This is a genomic window from Cyclonatronum sp., assembly GCF_022565315.1.
GTDB lineage: Bacteria > Bacteroidota > Rhodothermia > Balneolales > Cyclonatronaceae > Cyclonatronum.
In genome coordinates this window covers 18,619-35,952 of record NZ_JAIUMX010000027.1, presented here as the reverse complement: position 1 = coordinate 35,952, position 17,334 = coordinate 18,619, and the positions used below count along the sequence as shown (strand labels likewise).

The window sequence follows — 17,334 nt, the reverse complement described above, 5'->3', positions numbered from 1 at the left end:
GCATCGGTGCGCAGCGCTTCAGCATCAGCGTTGTGCCGGGTCAGCCGACCAGCACCGAGCCCGGCAGCGAGCTGCCGGCCGAAGTACGCCTGGCGCAAAACTACCCCAACCCCTTCAACCCGTCCACCCTCATCAGCTACGACCTGCCGCAGGCAAGCGAGGTGCGGCTCGAGGTCTTCAACGTGCAGGGTCAGCGGGTAGCCACGCTCGTGAGCGGTCAGCAGAGCGCCGGCACCCACACCCTCAGTTTTGATGCGGCCAGCCTCTCCAGCGGCGTGTACCTGTACCGCCTGCAGGCCGGCGACAAGGTCTTCACCCGTAAGATGATGCTCATTAAGTAGGTTTGAGGTATAAAGCTTGAAGTTTGGACCCGATGTTTGAGGTTTCGGGTTTCCGGTTTCCAGTTTCTTTTGGAAATGGGGAACCCGACCTCAAACAGGTTTCCACCCGGTCATCAGCTCTGAAACCCGCGCATCATCTATCGTATTCCGAATTTTATTTTCTTACCAAAACCCGTCTTTAAAACAATGAAAGAATCCTATCAGAAACCCAGCGTATCTAAGATCAGCTTTGATCAGGCCACTTCCGTAGTCATGATGTCGCCGGTGGGCGGCGGTGCAACCCCCCCCCCGCCACCGCCCCCGCCGACCATTCAGTAAGCGGCCCGGGCCACTGGCCTCCTGTAAAACCCGAAAGCCCCGCAGCATACCGCTGCGGGGCTTTTGTGTTTAGGAATCTTATAACGACAGACGACAGACCGGGGACCGCGGACGGAAGACCGCAGCCAAAAGCAAACAGCTAACAGCTAAAAGCTAAAAGCCAAAATCCCCCCGAACGCTTCTCATTTGGGAAAGAGGTGACCAGAGCCGCGGTGCCGGCGTAACCACGAAACCTGGCAACAGAGAAATGTGAGGGATCTCCTTCGTTTGAATACGCCTGTATGAGGGCCCACGCGTTACAGCTTGGGGTGGCTGCGGCAGGAGCCGAAGCTTTGTAGCAAGACCGCAGCCGAACAACAACAATATCGGCGCGGCAGGCCGCGCCAGGTTAAATTGGGGGGCGGCAGCTCAGGCAGGTTTGTCGGGTCAGCCGGCAGCCCGCTTCCTGCTGGAAATTCACTACGGCACGGAAACAGAGGGCGGTCCGGCAGATGAGCTCCCGCTCGCTTTCGGGCTCGACCAGAACTACCCCAACCCGTTTAACCCGGGCACCAGCATCCGCTACGCCCTGCCCGAAGACGCCGAGGTGCGGCTCGAAGTGTTCAACCTGCTTGGTCAGCGGGTCGCCCTGCTGCACAACGGTCCGCAAACGGCCGGTTTCCACACCCTCAGCTTCGACGCCTCCCGGCTCTCAAGCGGGATGTACCTCTACCGCCTGCAAACCGCTTCAGCCGGCAACACCTACACCGAAACCCGCAAGATGACGCTGATTAAGTAAGCCCGTAAAAAAAACCTCCGGGGTATTTAATACGCCGGAGGTTTTTTAGTTGAGCTGACCTGTACTGTCCTTAGCTTTAAGTGTGTTTAATCAGCACCTTTTAGTACCTGATAAGCAGAAACAAGGCTCCGAAACTTCTGTTTTGCGTAATAAAAGAGCTACCGGCATTGAGGCCTAACTGATACTGAAACCGCATGCCAACCCCGAGATCGTAACTACCGAGGTCTTTAAGCCAGTTCAGGCTTACTTTCTGTGCCAGAACTGTATGATCCAGAAAATCAAAATCGGGCTCAAAGATGCGGCTGATGACCGAATTGGCAGAACGAAATGAGAGTTTATTTTGAAGGGGAAGGGAAACCCCGGGCTGATACTTCACGAGAAGGGTATTTTGAAACATCGGCATAGTAAGCGCGGCTTCAAGCATCAAACGCGTATGCAGCTGCTCAGAGAGCGAAACCCTGTCCTTCATGCTGTAATCCAGCAGATGAAGGCTCAGGCCGTGTTTTCTTCCACTCAGGCTGTTTATGGTTTCCCAGCCAAGCAAAGCCGAAACCCGCATGAGTTCGGTGTTTATACCGCCGAGCAGCGGATCCGTGCCTTCGCCAAGCAAAAGCTCCCCAATAAAACGAAATTCGTGGTGCACCGCTGAGCTTTGGAAACGAACTGCGTTGCGGCTTTGCAGAAGCTGCTGCTGCCAGTTGCCGGCCGGTATAGGGTTGCTGATGCCGGTCTGCGCACCTTCATCGCTGGAAGTATAAGACAAGGCGTAAGAATAAACCATTTGCGATGTCCGTCTTAGCAGCTGAATGCCGCCGCCAGTTTGATGCGCCTGATAGGTACGGCTCGCTGAATTAAACGAGGTCTGACTAAAAGTTCCTATCCCGCGAAGCAGCAAGACAAAAGTGTCGAGCTGATTAAAAAAACCGATTTCTTTTTCCTGATTGCTTTCTCCGAAATGAAGGCTAAGTCCGGCTTCCGTTTGGTCAGAAAGGTGGTAGCTTAGCCCTGCACGCAGCTGATAGCGGCTGTACTGAAACAGAGGCCTTTCCGCATTTTGCCGGGCTCCCTGCATCACGTCATATTCAGCCGATAAACCCGCTGCAAACCGTCCGCCAAGCAATGGGGAGCCTGCAACTCCCCGAAGGGAAACGAGATTATTTGTCCAGCTTCCGCCGGTGGTATCTGTCCACTGGTAAGGGTTATGATTGTGCACTGGTGCCCTGCTCAAAAACTGCTGATTTTCACTTATACCGCGATTCAGGCTTACGGAACCGGATACATGCCAGCTGTTGACCTTCTGCGTACCTTCGGCAAAAAAACTTCCATAAAACAAACCCGAAGGCTGCTGTACCTGCCTGTGTGTTCCGGTTTCGGCAAAAGCCCCCACAGACAGCAGACCGGTTTCCGACAGACCGGCTTCAGAAAGCCCGGCAGGGTTTCCGCCTTCCCGGAAAATTCCAGCAGCAGTATCCGGCAGGGCCGCCCGAAACTGACCATTCACCGCAGGGTTAATTTCGAAAAGATGAACCTGAGCTCCTGCTGTGTTATAAAAAACCGGCAGGCAGCAAAGAAAAACCAGCTTAACGGGGATGATTTTGAATAGTCTCGTAAATCGGAGGGTGCGCATATGCGGATCAGGAACTAAATCTGTACAGGCTTGTGAACAGCTTATGGTTCACAAACCTATACAGATATGGAAAGGGTGATAAGCTGTATCAGTCGAAGCTTCGGGGAGTTGGCGTTGGGATAATCTCAAAATCTTCGGCCGTGTTGCCGGTGTTGCGCAGTATGTGGCGACCATCAATAATTCTTTCGGTAAACCGGCGGGCACTCTCGGCCGTATAGGTTCCCGTAGCACTTACAAAGCCGGGATTCAGTACCAGCGGCAGCCGTTTAAAATCACCGCTTTGTGGGTTCTGAAGTGCTTCAAATGAATCTATAACAAACTCAACCGGAAGTTTCACACGTGGCGGAAAGGTGGGTGAGGCGCCGGGTACTGGTTCAAGCGTTAAGGTCTCAAAATCATCCACTCTGAAAATGACCAAAGCCGGACCAAACACGGGAACGAGCCAGGTAAACCCGCCTGTAAAATAGACCCGCTCCATATTGGGCACGTTGGGGTTGTCGATGTCCCGGTCGTCGTCGCGCTGATTGTAGGTTTCAAAATCAGCATCACCCAGGTTCACCGGGCTGTTGGGGTTCAGATCCGGGTTGTTGCGGTGGTCCTGTGCGGTTTGCGCGATGATGAAACTTTCACCGGGCTGAATCGGGTGATCGGTACCATTGCCCGGCACGCGCCAAACACTGTTCAGATAAACATGGTTCTGATCGAACTGAAAGGGCGTTGGCTGGGTGTTCGGGTTTATCTGACCGGCCGCCCCGAATACATCCGCAATGTAGAGACCGTCAGCAAAAAGCACTTCGGTTGAGTTGTTGAAGATTTCATGGAACTGATCATTGAAATAGTTTCCTCCGGCTGGTGTTTTGGACCCCGTGAAGTACACTTCTTTGAAGACAAAATTACCCAGCACCGAGCCGCGAAGCTGAAGCAAGATGGGGTCGCCCGTGCTTTCGGTCAGGTTTACATTGCTTTCAGAAACACTGAGCGTTGCTTCTTCAGCTGTACCCGTAAGCTCAAAAGCTTGTTCAGCCGTAAGAACACGTTCAGCACGAATATCGTAGCGGCCCGGTATGAGCTCAGTAAATACGGCAAAGCCGTTTTCATCTGTGGTTAAAGAGGTAGTTTCATTTCGCTCAATACTGGTGAGCGTTACTTCTGCATTCTCAGCAAAAGTCTGAGCATAAAACTCGGGGAAAGTGACCTGAAATCTGACCTCTATACTGCTTACACCTGAGTTAGAATCGCAGGATGTAAACAGAAATGTTGTAAAGGCGGCTACAAACAGAAGCAGCCCGATGGATAGTTTTTTCATGGGTTGATGAATCATTTATTTATGAGTTAAGCCCTTTCAGCTTCTGATCGTGAGAGAAAGATCAAAACCAAAAAAGAGCGGGGGGTTACGGCGTACAAGAGTTCCCGACCGCCGGCTTTCATAAAGCGGCCGGCTTGAAAACACATTGTTAACAAAGAAAGACGCCTGCGCACCGCCGGCGAAGCTTTTGCTCAGGCGCAGGTTAAAAAGCCATAATGGGGGGCGCCGCTCTTCCGCGAGGAAAGTATCACTTACCTTTAGCCGGATATCCGCAAAGGCATCGCTGCTCTGCTGGTTTTCGGGAATCATTACGCGTTCCCCTTCTGCGGTGATAAAACCAACAGGATTAGGGTTAAATGCGGTACGGCTGTCGCGGTCAATCCATACGGTCTGGGCAAGCAGGCTCACCACCAGACCGAGATCAGGCACATGATGAATGGTTCTGATGCTTATTGAAAGGCGACTGCGTTCGGTTTCTTCACGCGTATAAATTCCGATGCGGTCGGGTACTGAAGTACCGAACAAACGATTGGTATCTATGCTCAGGCCGTCGTCACCGGCGGCGGTAGTAATGAAAGCCCCGTTTATGGTGAGAGACGACAACCAGGGCAGGCGCGGGTTAAAGAAGGAGTCAAATTCGATACCCCTGCTGTTAACAAACCTGCTGTTGCGCGGCAGATCATAAGCCCCGAGAAACACCCGTGTTTCAACCGGATCGGGGTTGAGAACCGGAGGCGCGCCTGGCGGAAACTCAAGGGCTTCAAAGCGCTGGAATACAACCGGATACACCTCCCGCGTGAATCCGAATGCGCCGCTTGTCCTTTCATCAAACAGCGTGAGAGACAGGTAAATACTGTTCCGGTCATAAAACAGCCCTGCCTCATATTTCAGGCTGGTGTAAGGCCGCATGCCGCTGTTATCGGGCTCAACTACGGCGGTCGTAATAATGGCAAGCCGCTCGTCGGGGTTGGTCGTAAAATTGCTAAAATTGACTACATCAAAATAGCGTGGGCCCGGGAAAAGCATATTTAGGGGAGGTGCTTTTGCGGTAATCCCATAGCCGGCGCGAATATTCAGACCCTGCACAATTTCAGCGCTTGCATTAAGCCGGGGGGCAAGAACCGTTCCGAAAGTACCCCTAAACGCTGATTCCGGCACAACGTTGTCAAAACGCAGGCCTGCTTGCAGGGTATAAACCCGGTTGGCAACATAACCCGCCAACCGGTGCTCGGCGTACAGAGATACAAGATTAAGAGCAGGAATATCATCAAAGCTGCGCGGCCGGTCTCCTACTGAGAAATTCTGACGGGGCGGTTTCAGCACATCAAACTGACGGCCTTCCCCTCTGTTGGAATCATGCTTCCACTCAAAGCCAAACAGGGGCCTGTGCACAAGACTGCCTGTTTGAAAACGATTGGTATATTCAAGCCGCAAATACATATTGAGCGGGTTACCTTCCACAGTAGTCTCATTGCGGTAATCGGTTGAGCCAAAGGTACCTGTCATCGTTGTGTCGCTGATGGCATCAGAAATCGGAAAAAGACCAAACCGTGTGATGTTTTCAGCATAAAAACCGCGCTGCTGCCTCAGGCTGATGTTAGTATCCAGCGAGATACGGTGAGAGCGGTCCTGGCGGAACGCATAACTGCTGTTCGTAGCAAACTGAAAAAAACGGTCCTGAGCTTCACGCACCCGCTTACTTACCTCATCCTGAGGGTCTCGGCGCCTTTCATCCAAAAACTGACTTGCCTGCAAACGCACATTTGTTCGCAGGGCACGGTTTTCTAACCATGCACGAGAAATGTTTAGCTGCGTAGATATGCGGTTGTAGCGATCAAGATTCTGCCGCGGATCGGCCTGTGACTGTGTGAGGTTGCCGCTAAAACTAAGCCCGGTTTCTCTCAGACCGTCGCCCCTTCCGGCGGTAAAGCTTGCATCGATCAGATTCGGGTTAAAACGAAAACGAAGCTGCGGCGCAATTGCTCCGGCTCTCGACTGAAGGAGCACGGCTCCGGTTGTGATATCCCCGAATCGCGCTGAAGGGATCCCCTGAATAACTTCAAGAGATTCAATCAGATCAGGTGGTATCTCGCGAAGGTCGAGTCCGCGCCCGGCAACAGAAGCAAAAGGAGGCTGCGCGCCCGGAGCTGCATTAAGGATAGTAACATCATCCTGAAGGTTCGCATTGTTCGATACGGGGATGCCGTCGATGAAGAAACCTGTACCAAGCGCATTGGCCCGAGCCGCATCGGCGGTAGTAGGTACCTGCCGTAGCAGGCTTTGTCGTGGCCCGGATAGTGCCGGCGTTCCCGAAAGCTGACCGGGCAGCAGTTCAAACAAATCGGCCAGACTCGAAGCCTGAGTGTGTTCGATAGCTTCACGCCCGATGCGGCTAACCGTTCCGGGCTGTTCAAGGCTGTGCACCGCCCTTGCTGTTACTGAAATCTCTTCCATGTAAAGCGCACTGAACGACATACGAATCTCAACAAACAGCTCCTCCCCGACCACCGCATCAACTTCTGCCTCAGCAACTGCCATGCCCAGATGCGTTACCCTGAGCGTGGTTTTTCCCGGCGGCAGCTGTACACAAAAGTTTCCGTCCGGGTCAGTAGTAGTAAACATATCGAAGGCAGGTATAAAAATGACTGCCGACGGCAGGGCTTCATCAGTAGCCCTTTCTGTTACCTTTCCGCACACGCGCGCCAACGGCGATGTTTGCGCGTATAGCGGTTGAGCGGCTACAGCCATTAGAACCAGCCAAGCAATGCTATAGAAGCCAATGCTTCTGAAAAACCTGGAGCACATGCAGGAAAGGATCTTTGTGCGAATAGTAAAGGATTTTAGAATGCGGTAACCCATCCCATCTCTGTAAAAACGGCCCGCAGGAAACCCGATGCGTCGAAACTTCCGTCTTCTCTGTACCATTGCTGCGCATTAACTTTAAAAAAAGCAATGTTTTCCAGCGCCTTCTGCTCTATGCGGAGGTCAGCAACATTTTTCTCGTGACCTTCTTTAACAGCATAAACAAACATGCCGGTTCTGCCGCTTACAACGGGCATCTGCATAAAGTCGCGGGCTACAAATTCGCCGGTCTCAGCCTGATGCATAGCTGCTTCCACAAAGAAATCAACCGCATGAGCCGGGTATCCGTAGAGATACCCATACCCCCTGAACCGATCGAAGCGCTCTTCATACTCCATTACCTGCACCACTATTGCAGGGTTGCTTCCCGGGGCGAATGCCCAGCGTGCCCAAAACTCCGGATAAGCAGCCAGAACTCTGTCAACGGCATCACTGCGTACAACCCGCATCTGCACATATCGCTCACCGTCAAAAATATTTCTGAAAGGCGTCAGAATAGTTTTGAGTGGCCCGCACGAAATGGCTTCAGTAATTCGGTTAAGTCTGATGTAGTCATCTACAAAATGCAGTGAAGGGTTCTCATCCGTTTCCGTTGGTACAACCTGCCAGCGGAAAGCTGTGATATCACTCATGGGCTTAAGGTCTGAAACAAAGGTATGCAGACCGGTATTATTCAGACTTTGATAAAGAAGGGAGTCCGCAAATACCTGATCTTCGGAACTAAGTCGGCTGAAATCAAAGCAGCCGTCAGTCAAAAATTCGGGTACAACAGAATCCGGTGTGAGCTGAGGGGTTTCAGTTACATGATCTGACTGGATAAGCTGACGCCCCGGAGCACATGACAGAAAGAGCGTTCCGGTAATCAGCAGGGCGAAAAGAATGCCCGGATTTAATCCCGATCTGCAGCCTTTAGAATTCAGAAATGCATTGAGCAAGTTGCTTACAGCGTCCATAAAAGAGCGTTCTCTAATCTTTTGATGAATATTTTTATATACTCAAAATAGAACAATCCACACCACAAGTGCAACTATATTGCATTTAATTGGGTCTAACATCAGTCCCTAACCAGATCAAATAAACCCTAACCCTATTGTTTTAAAGCCCATAAAAAAACCTCCGGGGTAGTAAATACGCCGGAGGTTTTTTGTTGGTACGCCGCTTAGCGCCCCATAAAGGATCGGCAGTTTTCCGTTATTTTAGTTGAGGTTACACACAAAGTCGCCCTGCATATTGCCCTGCGGTTTCACGAAAACGGCTGCGGTGAGCGGGGGAAGGCTTACGGTGCCATCCGCTGAAATATCAGCTGTTTTCACGACGGCATCGGCGCCGCTTACGAGCAGGTCGTGCAGGCGCATGCCGCGCAGGCCGGTTTCGAAGGTTTGCGGCTCGTTGTGCGCGTTAAAGATCACCAGCATGCCGTCGAGATTCGGATCGAGGGAGGGTCCGGCGCAGCGGCCGTCGGAGATGGTCATGGCGATGATGCCGGGCTGCTGATCCGGGCCGGTGTTGTGGAACATCACGCGGGTTTTGATTTCCTCAGCGGTTTCGAGGCGGAACAGCGGGCTGCTGTAGCGCACCCGCAGCTGATCGCGGAATACCTCGTGTGCCAGCCTCATGTGCGCTTCTTCCACGCGAATCACGGGGTTGGTGAGGAATTCACGCTGACGATCCCAGTTGCGCTCGTTATCCCACGAAGGCGGCAGACCCCGGCCCCAGTTGTGGGTTTGCAGGGTGAAATCAACCTCGTTGAACCAGTCGCCGGAGTCGAAGCTGTTGCGGTCCAGCGATTTGGAGCGAAGGATGTCGGAGCCCATCTGATGAAAAGGCACGCCCTGACCGTAGTTGATGAAGGCCAGGCTCAGCAGGTGCACGCGCACGCGGTCGTCCATGCTCATGTCGTGCGGAAGCTTGGTTTGGGTGTTATCCCACAGGGTTTCGTTGTCGTGCTTGTCGATGTAGTTCACGGTCTCCTGCGGCAGATCGGTGTAGCCAATCCGGTCGGTGATTCCGGTTACGCGCTCGCCCGTGCGGTTAATGAAGGGATAGCTGCGCAGGTTGCCGGCCATGCCCACGCGGATCTGATCGGCCTGAAACAGCAGGTCGCTGCGCTGCTGTGACCGGTCGGCGCCGGCGTCCTCATTCGGGAACAGATACTGCCCGCTCGTGAAGCCCTGAAAGCGGCCGCTGTCGGTGAAGTTGCGCCCGCGGATCCCGTCCCGCTTACGGTCGTTGAAATTGCCGATTCCGGTGCCGTTCATATTAAACTGTGTGGCCTGGAAGAAAATCCGGTTGTCGGCAACCTCTCCAAAATTCCATCCTTCCCCGTACACATAAATGTTCTTGCCGTCAACGCCGTGCTCTTCGAGCGTGAGTTCCGCGAGGGCATCCATCAGGCGCTCCATCACTTCACGGGGGTGATGCCCCATCAGGTCGAAGCGGAAGGAATCGACTTTGTAGTATTTGGCCCAGAATACGACCGAATCGATGAGCAGGCGCTCTTTCATATAATGCTCGGCGGCAGTGTTGGGGCAGCAGGTGGAAGTTTCGATTTCACCCGAAACCACATCGTAGCGCTGATAGTAGCCCGGCACCACGCGATCGAGTACGGAGCGGCGCTCGAGGCCGTGCGCGGAGGTGTGGTTGTACACCACATCTACCACGAGCTTCAGGCCGATTTCATGCAGGGCTTTGACCATCTCCCGGAATTCGATAATGCGCTGAACGCCGTTCGGATCGGTGCTGTAGCTGCCTTCCACGGCGTTGAAGTGGAAGGGATCGTAGCCCCAGTTGAAGCCGTCCATGCGGGCCAGGCTCTGGTAGCGGCCGCGGATGCTGTACGGCAGCTGAATGCTGGTCGTTGCAGGATCTTCTGCTGCAAGCTCTTTGAAGGCTTCGTAAATCGGGGTGTCGCCGAAACGCTCACAGTAAGGTTTGAGCTCCTCAGCATCGGGCATCTGCTCACAGAGGCGGCTGTACGGCTGATCGAGGTCGATGCGCTCATCCCGGTTTTCGATCACGGTGGTGATGTCGTTCACGGGCAGCAGGTGCAGGTGCGTGAGGCCTGCTTCCTGCAGGGCAATCAGGTGGCGCATGCCGTTGGATAGCGAGCGGCCGCCTTTGCCGTTATGGGTGAAGGCCATGAAGGTGCCGCGGTGCAGCTCCGGCACGGACTGATCGAAGATGCTGAAATCCCGCACATGGGCTTCGTACAGGGTGATATCGACCGGGCGGGGCTGCTGCTTGCGGATGTCGTCCCAGCCGGCGGGTTTAAGGCGTGCGTCGCCCGCGAGGTCAGCAAACTGACTGAAGTAGCTGTCGGTGGAGAGGCTCACGGAGTAGGGATCGGTGACCTCATACTCGTTGATGAGTCCGTTTTCGTGGTGCCATACGCGGATGGCGAGACGGTAAAACTTGCGGTCCCACTCTGCAGCGGGTCCGGTGAAGGTCCACACGCCGGTTTCGGTATCGTAGCTTCCGGCAACGGAGCCGGCCTCGTTTTTGGCGTCGTCATAGAGCGACAGCGAAAGGCTGTGAGCGGTTGGCGCCCACACGCGCAGCACAATGTCATCTCCCTGATATACCGGGCCGAGGGTGCCGTCGAAGCGGAAAAAGGAGTCGATCAGGCCGGGGACCTGCACGCGTGTGGCCTGGGTTACGTTTCCTTCGCTGTCGTAGGCGATGGCGAATACGGGTCCGCGGATGGCCTGCTGTGCGAGGTTCCGGTCGGAAGCCAGCGAGAATGCGGGCCAGTCGGCCATATGCGGCCAGGTTTCGGACTGCGCTGAGGTTAAGTCCGCGCCGGGGGTTAGGGGGATGGCATCTCCCCCGCTCACGCCTGCCGTGGTGACTGATATATCAGCGTTAGCACTGAACCGCAGCTCGTAGCGGTCGGCACCGCGGTCGGCAAACCAAAGCAGCCGGTCGGGTGCAATCCAGTGTGCGGCGGCCCCCTGAACGAGGGATTCGCTGTTTTGGGGTTGCTGAACTGCTGGAGACGTTGAAGAACATCGCATAAGTGCGAAAGTAATAAAAATGACTGAACCAAACAGTAGTAATGGCTTTTTCATGTTCGTGATAATGTGATGAAGTGGTACGGCACAGGCCCTGACTATACTGCTTATCAGGGATAGTTAAACCGTCAGAAGGAAGAGTCGGCAGAACAGCGGCGTTGGTGTTGGCTCATTACTGACTCCGAAGAGCTGGGGTAAAAAACGGATGCGCACAGCAGCTGTCCGGAAACCGGATTTCGTGTTCCAATCCTCAGCCATATCTGAATGTTAGCGCTTACATTTTTGATGAAGACGTACTTCACCCGCGCCATACCTAAAAAAATGGCTGTAGTTACTGCATTGCGCAATATAAGTTTATCCGCACTTTAATCCCAAATCCCAATTCGAACCTCCGGCTTCGATTCGTATTTACGGGCCTGTTTTGATTCCTGCCCTGCATTCATTAGATTAGCAAAGTTATACAAGCTTCAGCTTGTTGTTTTACCTGTTGTTTTAACTGATGATACCTCAGGTACCCGGCCTCTGAAAATGATGCTGAATTACAGGGATAGCTGTACATCCCACATCGACTGTTACACCGCAGCAATTTTGGGTAAGATGCGATCAAACCTGATTGCTGTGCTTTCTAAATACGATTCATATCCTGATTCTGACCCTGCATCCCTTCCGCCAAACACCACCACCAACATGCAGCAAAAAGCCATAATCCCGGACTTTCGCCACCGCATACCTGAAAAGCTGGTCGAAAACCGCACTACCTATGCAGGCAATGAAGCCCTGTTTTCGATTTATGACACCTATCAGCCGGCTGAGCGGGTTGAGCTGCACGCGCCGTCTGTTATGTTCTGCGGCATGGTTACCGGACGGAAGGTGATCCACATCCCCCAAAAAGAACGTTTTGATTTCCTGCCGGGGGAGTCGCTTGTACTGCACCCAAACCAAACCATCCACATCGACTTCCCGGAGGCCCGCTACAAAGAGCCGACAAGCTGCATCACCCTTGAAATTCCCGTAACCAAAATCCGGCAGGTCGCCGAGCTCATGAACGAGCGCTGCCCAAAGCTGCCGCTCAACGGCGAGTGGGACTACGACGAAGCAGGCTTCATCCATTTTGCCAACAACCGCTCCGTTGACCTCGTGATTCAGAAGCTGTCGCATCTGTTCACTGAGCCGAACGCCAACTGCGATTTCCTGGTCGATATCAACACCACAGAGCTTGTGGTTCACATGATGCAGTCGCAGTCGCGGGGTTTTCTGCTGTCGCAGTTTCGGGAGCGCAGCAACAGCGACAGCCTGAGCATGGCCATCGCATGGATGCACGACAATGCCGAGCGCATCAGCAGCATCGATGAAGTCGCCACCCGGGCCTGCATGAGCAAATCATCCTTCTACCGGCATTTCAAAACAGAAATGGGGCAGAGTCCGCTGGAGTATCTGAATGAAATCCGTATCAAAAAAGCCAAAAAAATGCTGCTGCAGCCGGGCATGCAGGTAGGTGATGTAAGCTTTGCCTTCGGGTATTCGAGCGTGAGCCACTTCATCCGAACCTTCAAAAAAGACACCGGGCTTACGCCAAAGCAATACGTAATGCGCAAAAGGCTCAGCTGAGTACCGATGGCCTTCCGCTGAATAATCAGATTGACAATTATAGCACATTGCCTCATCTTTAGGGCTTTTGATTTTCAGCTCACTCCTTAACCGCGTTACCCCGATGATACTCGCGCAGGCATTGCACCACAGCTTCATACTTATGCTTCCCGCGGCTTACAAAACGGAAGCGCCCGATTTTTCTTTTCCTGATGTTTAACGAGCCCACTATTCTGCACCGCCGTGTCGGCTGGATTGAAGTCGTTTGCGGCGGCATGTTCAGCGGCAAAACCGAAGAGCTCATCCGCAGGGCGCGGCGGGCACACATTGCCGGTCAGAACGTTGTAATTGTGAAGCCCGCCCTTGACAACCGTTACGCCAAAGAGATGGTGGTGTCGCACAATGCAACCTCCCTGCCGGGTATAGTTGCTGATACGGCGGATCAGATCGTGCTTATGACCGGCGATGCGGAAGTTGTTTGTATTGATGAGGCGCAATTTTTTGACGCCCGGATTATAGACGTTGCCAACACCCTGGCCAACGACGGCAAACGCGTAATTATAGCCGGCCTTGACATGGACTACCTCGGCCGGCCCTTCGAGCCTATGCCGCAGCTGCTTGCCATTGCCGAATATGTTACCAAACTGCACGCGATTTGTGCCGAAAGCGGCTATATTGCCAACTTCTCACAGCGGATTTCCGAAAGCAGGGAGCGGGTACTTGTTGGTGAAAAGGAAGCGTACGAGCCCCGGGCCCGGCACTGTTTCCGCCCGCCCGTTGATCAGAAAAGAGGACGGGAAATAAAACCCTTTAAACCTGCGGCACAAACGGGTCAGGAGCGAACCTCGCCCGACTCAGATTTTTAACTAACCTTTTAAATGATTGTTTGATGGAACTCATTCGCGGTATAATCGGGATGGCTGTAATTCTCGGAATTGCGCTTGCCCTGAGCAACAACCGTAAAGCTGTTAGCTGGCGCCTTGTTGGTATCGGCCTTGGCATACAGCTCACCCTGGCCGTATTTATCCTGAAGGGAAGCGACATGGCCGAATTTTTTGGCCCGCTCGGCTGGCCCAAGCTTTTTTTCAGCTGGGTTTCTTCATTCTTTGTTCTGGTGCTTGAATTCACAACAGCCGGGGCAGCCTTCATCTTCGGGGATCTTGCCTACGGGCCGGGCACGGAACAGAGCCTGGGCTTTTTCTTCGCCTTTCAGGTTTTGCCGACCATTGTATTTTTTGCTTCCATCACAACCCTGCTGTATCATTACGGGGTTTTGCAGTTTGTGGTGAAAATTATGGCTACCGGCATGCAGAAACTGCTCGGCACCTCGGGTGCAGAATCCCTTTCGGTAGTGGCAAACATTTTTGTCGGGCAGACCGAAGCACCGCTGGTTGTAAAACCATACATCGAAAAGATGACACAATCTGAGCTGCTGGCGGTAATGACCGGCGGCATGGCGACCATCGCCGGCGGTATTATGGCGGCCTACATTCAGATGCTGGGTGATGCCTACGCACAGGCAAACGGACTTGCGCTGGAAATCGGCCGGCAGCTTTTTGCCGAGCAGCTGCTCGGGGCAAGCCTTATGGCTGCGCCTGCTGCACTGGTAATCGCCAAGATCCTGTATCCTGAAACAGAAGAGCCGGTAACCCGTGGTGAAGTCAAAATTTCGGTCGAAAAAACCGACGCCAATGGGATTGAAGCCGCCTCATCGGGCGCAACCGAAGGCCTCAAACTGGCCCTTAACGTAGGTGCCATGCTGCTTGCCTTTATCGCCATTCTGGCGCTGCTGAACCACTTCCTCGGCATTTTCGGAGATTTTACCGGTATCAACAACATCTCAGAAAACTTCGACTTCACCATTCAGGGCATACTCGGCATACTGTTTGCGCCGCTCGCCTTTCTGATAGGGGTCCCCTGGGTTGATGCCATCAATGTTGGCTCGATGATAGGCACCAAAATCGTGCTCACGGAGTTTATCGCCTTCATTGATCTGTCGCAGTTTGTGATGGACGGTGCCCTGGAGGAGCGCACCATTTTTATGGCGACCTTCGCCCTTTGCGGTTTCGCCAACTTTTCTTCCATAGCCATTCAGATCGGCGGCATTGGCGGACTCGCCCCGAGCCGGAAATCTGACCTGGCCAAATTCGGCCTGCTTGCGGTTCTCGCCGGCACCCTTGCCAACATGATGACCGCAACCATTGCGGGCGTACTGTACTGATACGGGCAGCAGAGCCGTAGCCCGACTTCAAAACCAACTGCTGTAGCGAAGCCCGAAACAAAAGCCTCAGGCCTGTTTCGGGCTTCCTATTTTGGCAGCGGCTATGGTCCTATTTCTGAAAGCATCACAAGAAAGCGGAACAACACACGTTCACGGGAATTGATATAGCCATTTCAACTGCTTGTTAATTTTGCGTATTTTGCCCAATTGTACGCATATGCATCAACAACCTAAAATTATTCATTCTGACTAACCATCAATCTGACAACCCGAATATGAAACCCAACGGTTTTGCATCATTCATCCTGTTCTTTGCCTTATCTGTAAGTTTAGGCGCCTGCTCCCTTCTTAACTTTGGCGAAAAAAAAAGCCCCGAACAGACTGTAGTCGGGGTCGTTAACGGAACCGACATTACCTATGGCGATTTAAAAGCCAGTTTTTTCATTTCTCCCCTGCAGGAAGAGCAGCAACCCGAAGTACTTAAAGAGGAAATGATGGAATTCCTCGACATGTACCTTACCTATCGTGCAAGGGTAGCCGCAGCACTTGCGGAAGGATACTTTGATGACGAAGAAACCCTTCGTGAACTCAATCAGTATCAGATGCAGTCTGTATTTCCGTACTGGCTGGAGATGCGGTTCCGCGACGAACTGCTCGATGAGCTTGTTGAGCGCAGCAAAACAGAAATCGGCACTTCACATATCCTGATTTCCGTGCCTGCCGACGCCAGCCCTGCGGATACGCTCGCGGCATGGAATGAGCTGATGGAAGCACGCAGCATTTACCTCGACCCTGAAGATGATACCGATTTTGAAACCCTGGCGCAGCGTTTTTCCTCGCGTCAGCGGGGGCAGAGCATGGGAGGCGATCTCGGCTTTATTTCAGGCGGATGGGCCGTTAAGCCTTTTGAAGATGTAGCTTACAGCACCCCTGCCGGCGAAGTATCCATGCCCTTCCGCACCAGTTTCGGCTATCATATTGTGTATGTATATGAAGTGCGCGAATCAGTACCTGACCGCAGCTACTCTCATATTTATTTCCGCAGCCGCGGTGGTGAGAACACTCCTGAAATCGCCATGAACCGCGCGGAAGAAGCGTTTGCTCAGCTGCAGGAAGGCCGCGATTGGAATGAAGTAACCCTTGAATTTTCGGAAGATGCCGATACGCGGCAAACCGGCGGCAGCATTGGCTGGGTACAGCCGGCCCGCTTCCAGCCGCGTTTCCTTGAAAACATTGCAAAACTGAGTTCACAGGGCGAATGGGGCGAACCCTTTGACAGCGAATACGGCGTACATATTGTACGGCTTGACTCAATCCGTACCTACGCCAGCGAGCAGCAGCTTCGTGATGAGCTTTACCAGCGGCTGCGCAACCTTCCGCGCTACCGCGAAAACAGAAGCTTCACCCTGCATAATGTGCGCCGCGTTGCCGGTGAAACCTTTCATGACGATACTTTCGAGGTTTTCACTACAATGATTACCCGCATGGACAACATGATGGTTTCAATGGTAGCGCTGAATGCACAGCAGCGCGCCCTCCCCCTCTACGAGATTCACAACAGAACCTACACCCTCGGTGAGTTCTATGATTTCCTGGTACAGCAGCTCAACGGTACCGGTGAAGGCCCGTTCCGGTACAGCATGCTTGAGGAGTTCAAACAGAAGGCAGCAGAAGATGTGATTGTGGAAATCACCAAGCTGGAATTTCCCGATTTTGCTGAGCTCAGCAACCGCTACCACGAAGGGCTTGCCGTATTCCGCATCGTTGAAGACCGTGTATGGAACTATGCCGCGCAGGATTCGACCCGCCTCATGGATATCTTTGAAGCCAACCGCGACAACTACCGCTTCGGTACCCGCTACCGCTATTTCCGCATCAGCGCCGATACCGAAGAACGCATCCTTGATGCTAAAGCAGTAATTCGCCACGGGGTTGCGGTTGAAGAAGTACGGGATGCTGTTTCAGGCCTGATCCTGCGTTCGGATATCATCAACAGCCTTGCTGACTTCCCCTTCGATCACCTTCAGGATGTAGAAGCGGGTGAGTTTTCGGCAATTTTCGAATACCGTAACCGGCCAAGCACGCTCTATCTTGCAGAAATACTCGAACCCCGCCAAATGACCTTCGAGGAAGCCTTCCTGCGCGTGAGTGCTGATTTTCAGCCCATACGAGAACAGGAATGGAATGCCTACCTGATGGAGCGCTTCGAAGTAACCGCTTTCCCGGAGCGTCTCCGCGCACTTCTCGAGAACTCTGAATTCATTCCATAAACAGCTGTCAGCTT

Annotated in this window: 11 protein-coding genes; 6 read left to right on the top strand and 5 right to left on the bottom strand. The window is 53.2% G+C overall.

The window, feature by feature from the left end:
• Together LAT75_RS06535 and LAT75_RS06530 are read left to right on the top strand one after the other, a co-directional pair.
• Positions 1-341, top strand: a 341-nt coding sequence (locus tag LAT75_RS06535; RefSeq protein ID WP_291481833.1) for a T9SS type A sorting domain-containing protein, incomplete at its 5' end; no start/stop codon positions are given.
• 736 nt (positions 342-1,077) lie between these two features.
• Entirely contained in the window at positions 1,078-1,437 is a 360-nt protein-coding gene (locus LAT75_RS06530) for a T9SS type A sorting domain-containing protein (RefSeq protein WP_291481832.1), read from the top strand.
• A 100-nt stretch (positions 1,438-1,537) separates the two neighbouring features.
• Here the strand turns inward: LAT75_RS06530 and LAT75_RS06525 are convergent, their stop codons facing one another.
• From LAT75_RS06525 to pulA, 5 genes are all read right to left on the bottom strand, one after another.
• Entirely contained in the window at positions 1,538-3,064 is a 1,527-nt protein-coding gene (locus LAT75_RS06525) for a DUF6850 family outer membrane beta-barrel protein (protein WP_291481831.1), read from the bottom strand.
• 88 nt (positions 3,065-3,152) lie between these two features.
• The gene (locus LAT75_RS06520; protein ID WP_291481830.1) at positions 3,153-4,385 is read right to left on the bottom strand and encodes a DUF4876 domain-containing protein; all 1,233 of its coding nucleotides are present in this window, start codon (positions 4,383-4,385) and stop codon (positions 3,153-3,155) included.
• Between the two features lie 21 nt (positions 4,386-4,406).
• Positions 4,407-7,118: a carboxypeptidase-like regulatory domain-containing protein gene (locus tag LAT75_RS06515; RefSeq protein WP_291481834.1), complete on the bottom strand. Its 2,712-nt coding sequence runs from the start codon at positions 7,116-7,118 to the stop codon at positions 4,407-4,409.
• 92 nt (positions 7,119-7,210) lie between these two features.
• Positions 7,211-7,864 carry a hypothetical protein gene (locus tag LAT75_RS06510; protein ID WP_291481829.1) on the bottom strand — a complete coding sequence of 218 codons (654 nt, stop codon included), beginning with the start codon at positions 7,862-7,864 and terminating at the stop codon, positions 7,211-7,213.
• A gap of 564 nt (positions 7,865-8,428) precedes the next feature.
• Positions 8,429-11,245, bottom strand: a complete 2,817-nt coding sequence (gene pulA / locus LAT75_RS06505) for a pullulanase-type alpha-1,6-glucosidase (RefSeq protein WP_291481828.1) — start codon at positions 11,243-11,245, stop codon at positions 8,429-8,431.
• Between the two features lie 594 nt (positions 11,246-11,839).
• Here pulA and LAT75_RS06500 point away from each other — a divergent pair.
• From LAT75_RS06500 to LAT75_RS06485, 4 genes are all read left to right on the top strand, one after another.
• On the top strand, positions 11,840-12,850 hold the full coding sequence (locus LAT75_RS06500) for a helix-turn-helix domain-containing protein (protein ID WP_291481827.1): 1,011 nt from the start codon (positions 11,840-11,842) through the stop codon (positions 12,848-12,850).
• Between the two features lie 191 nt (positions 12,851-13,041).
• Positions 13,042-13,695, top strand: a complete 654-nt coding sequence (locus LAT75_RS06495; protein ID WP_291481826.1) for a thymidine kinase — start codon at positions 13,042-13,044, stop codon at positions 13,693-13,695.
• A gap of 23 nt (positions 13,696-13,718) precedes the next feature.
• Positions 13,719-15,050 carry a nucleoside transporter C-terminal domain-containing protein gene (locus tag LAT75_RS06490; protein WP_291481825.1) on the top strand — a complete coding sequence of 444 codons (1,332 nt, stop codon included), beginning with the start codon at positions 13,719-13,721 and terminating at the stop codon, positions 15,048-15,050.
• A gap of 275 nt (positions 15,051-15,325) precedes the next feature.
• Complete coding sequence (locus LAT75_RS06485) at positions 15,326-17,320, top strand: peptidylprolyl isomerase (protein WP_291481824.1); 1,995 nt, start codon at positions 15,326-15,328, stop codon at positions 17,318-17,320.
• Positions 17,321-17,334: the final 14 nt, after the last annotated feature.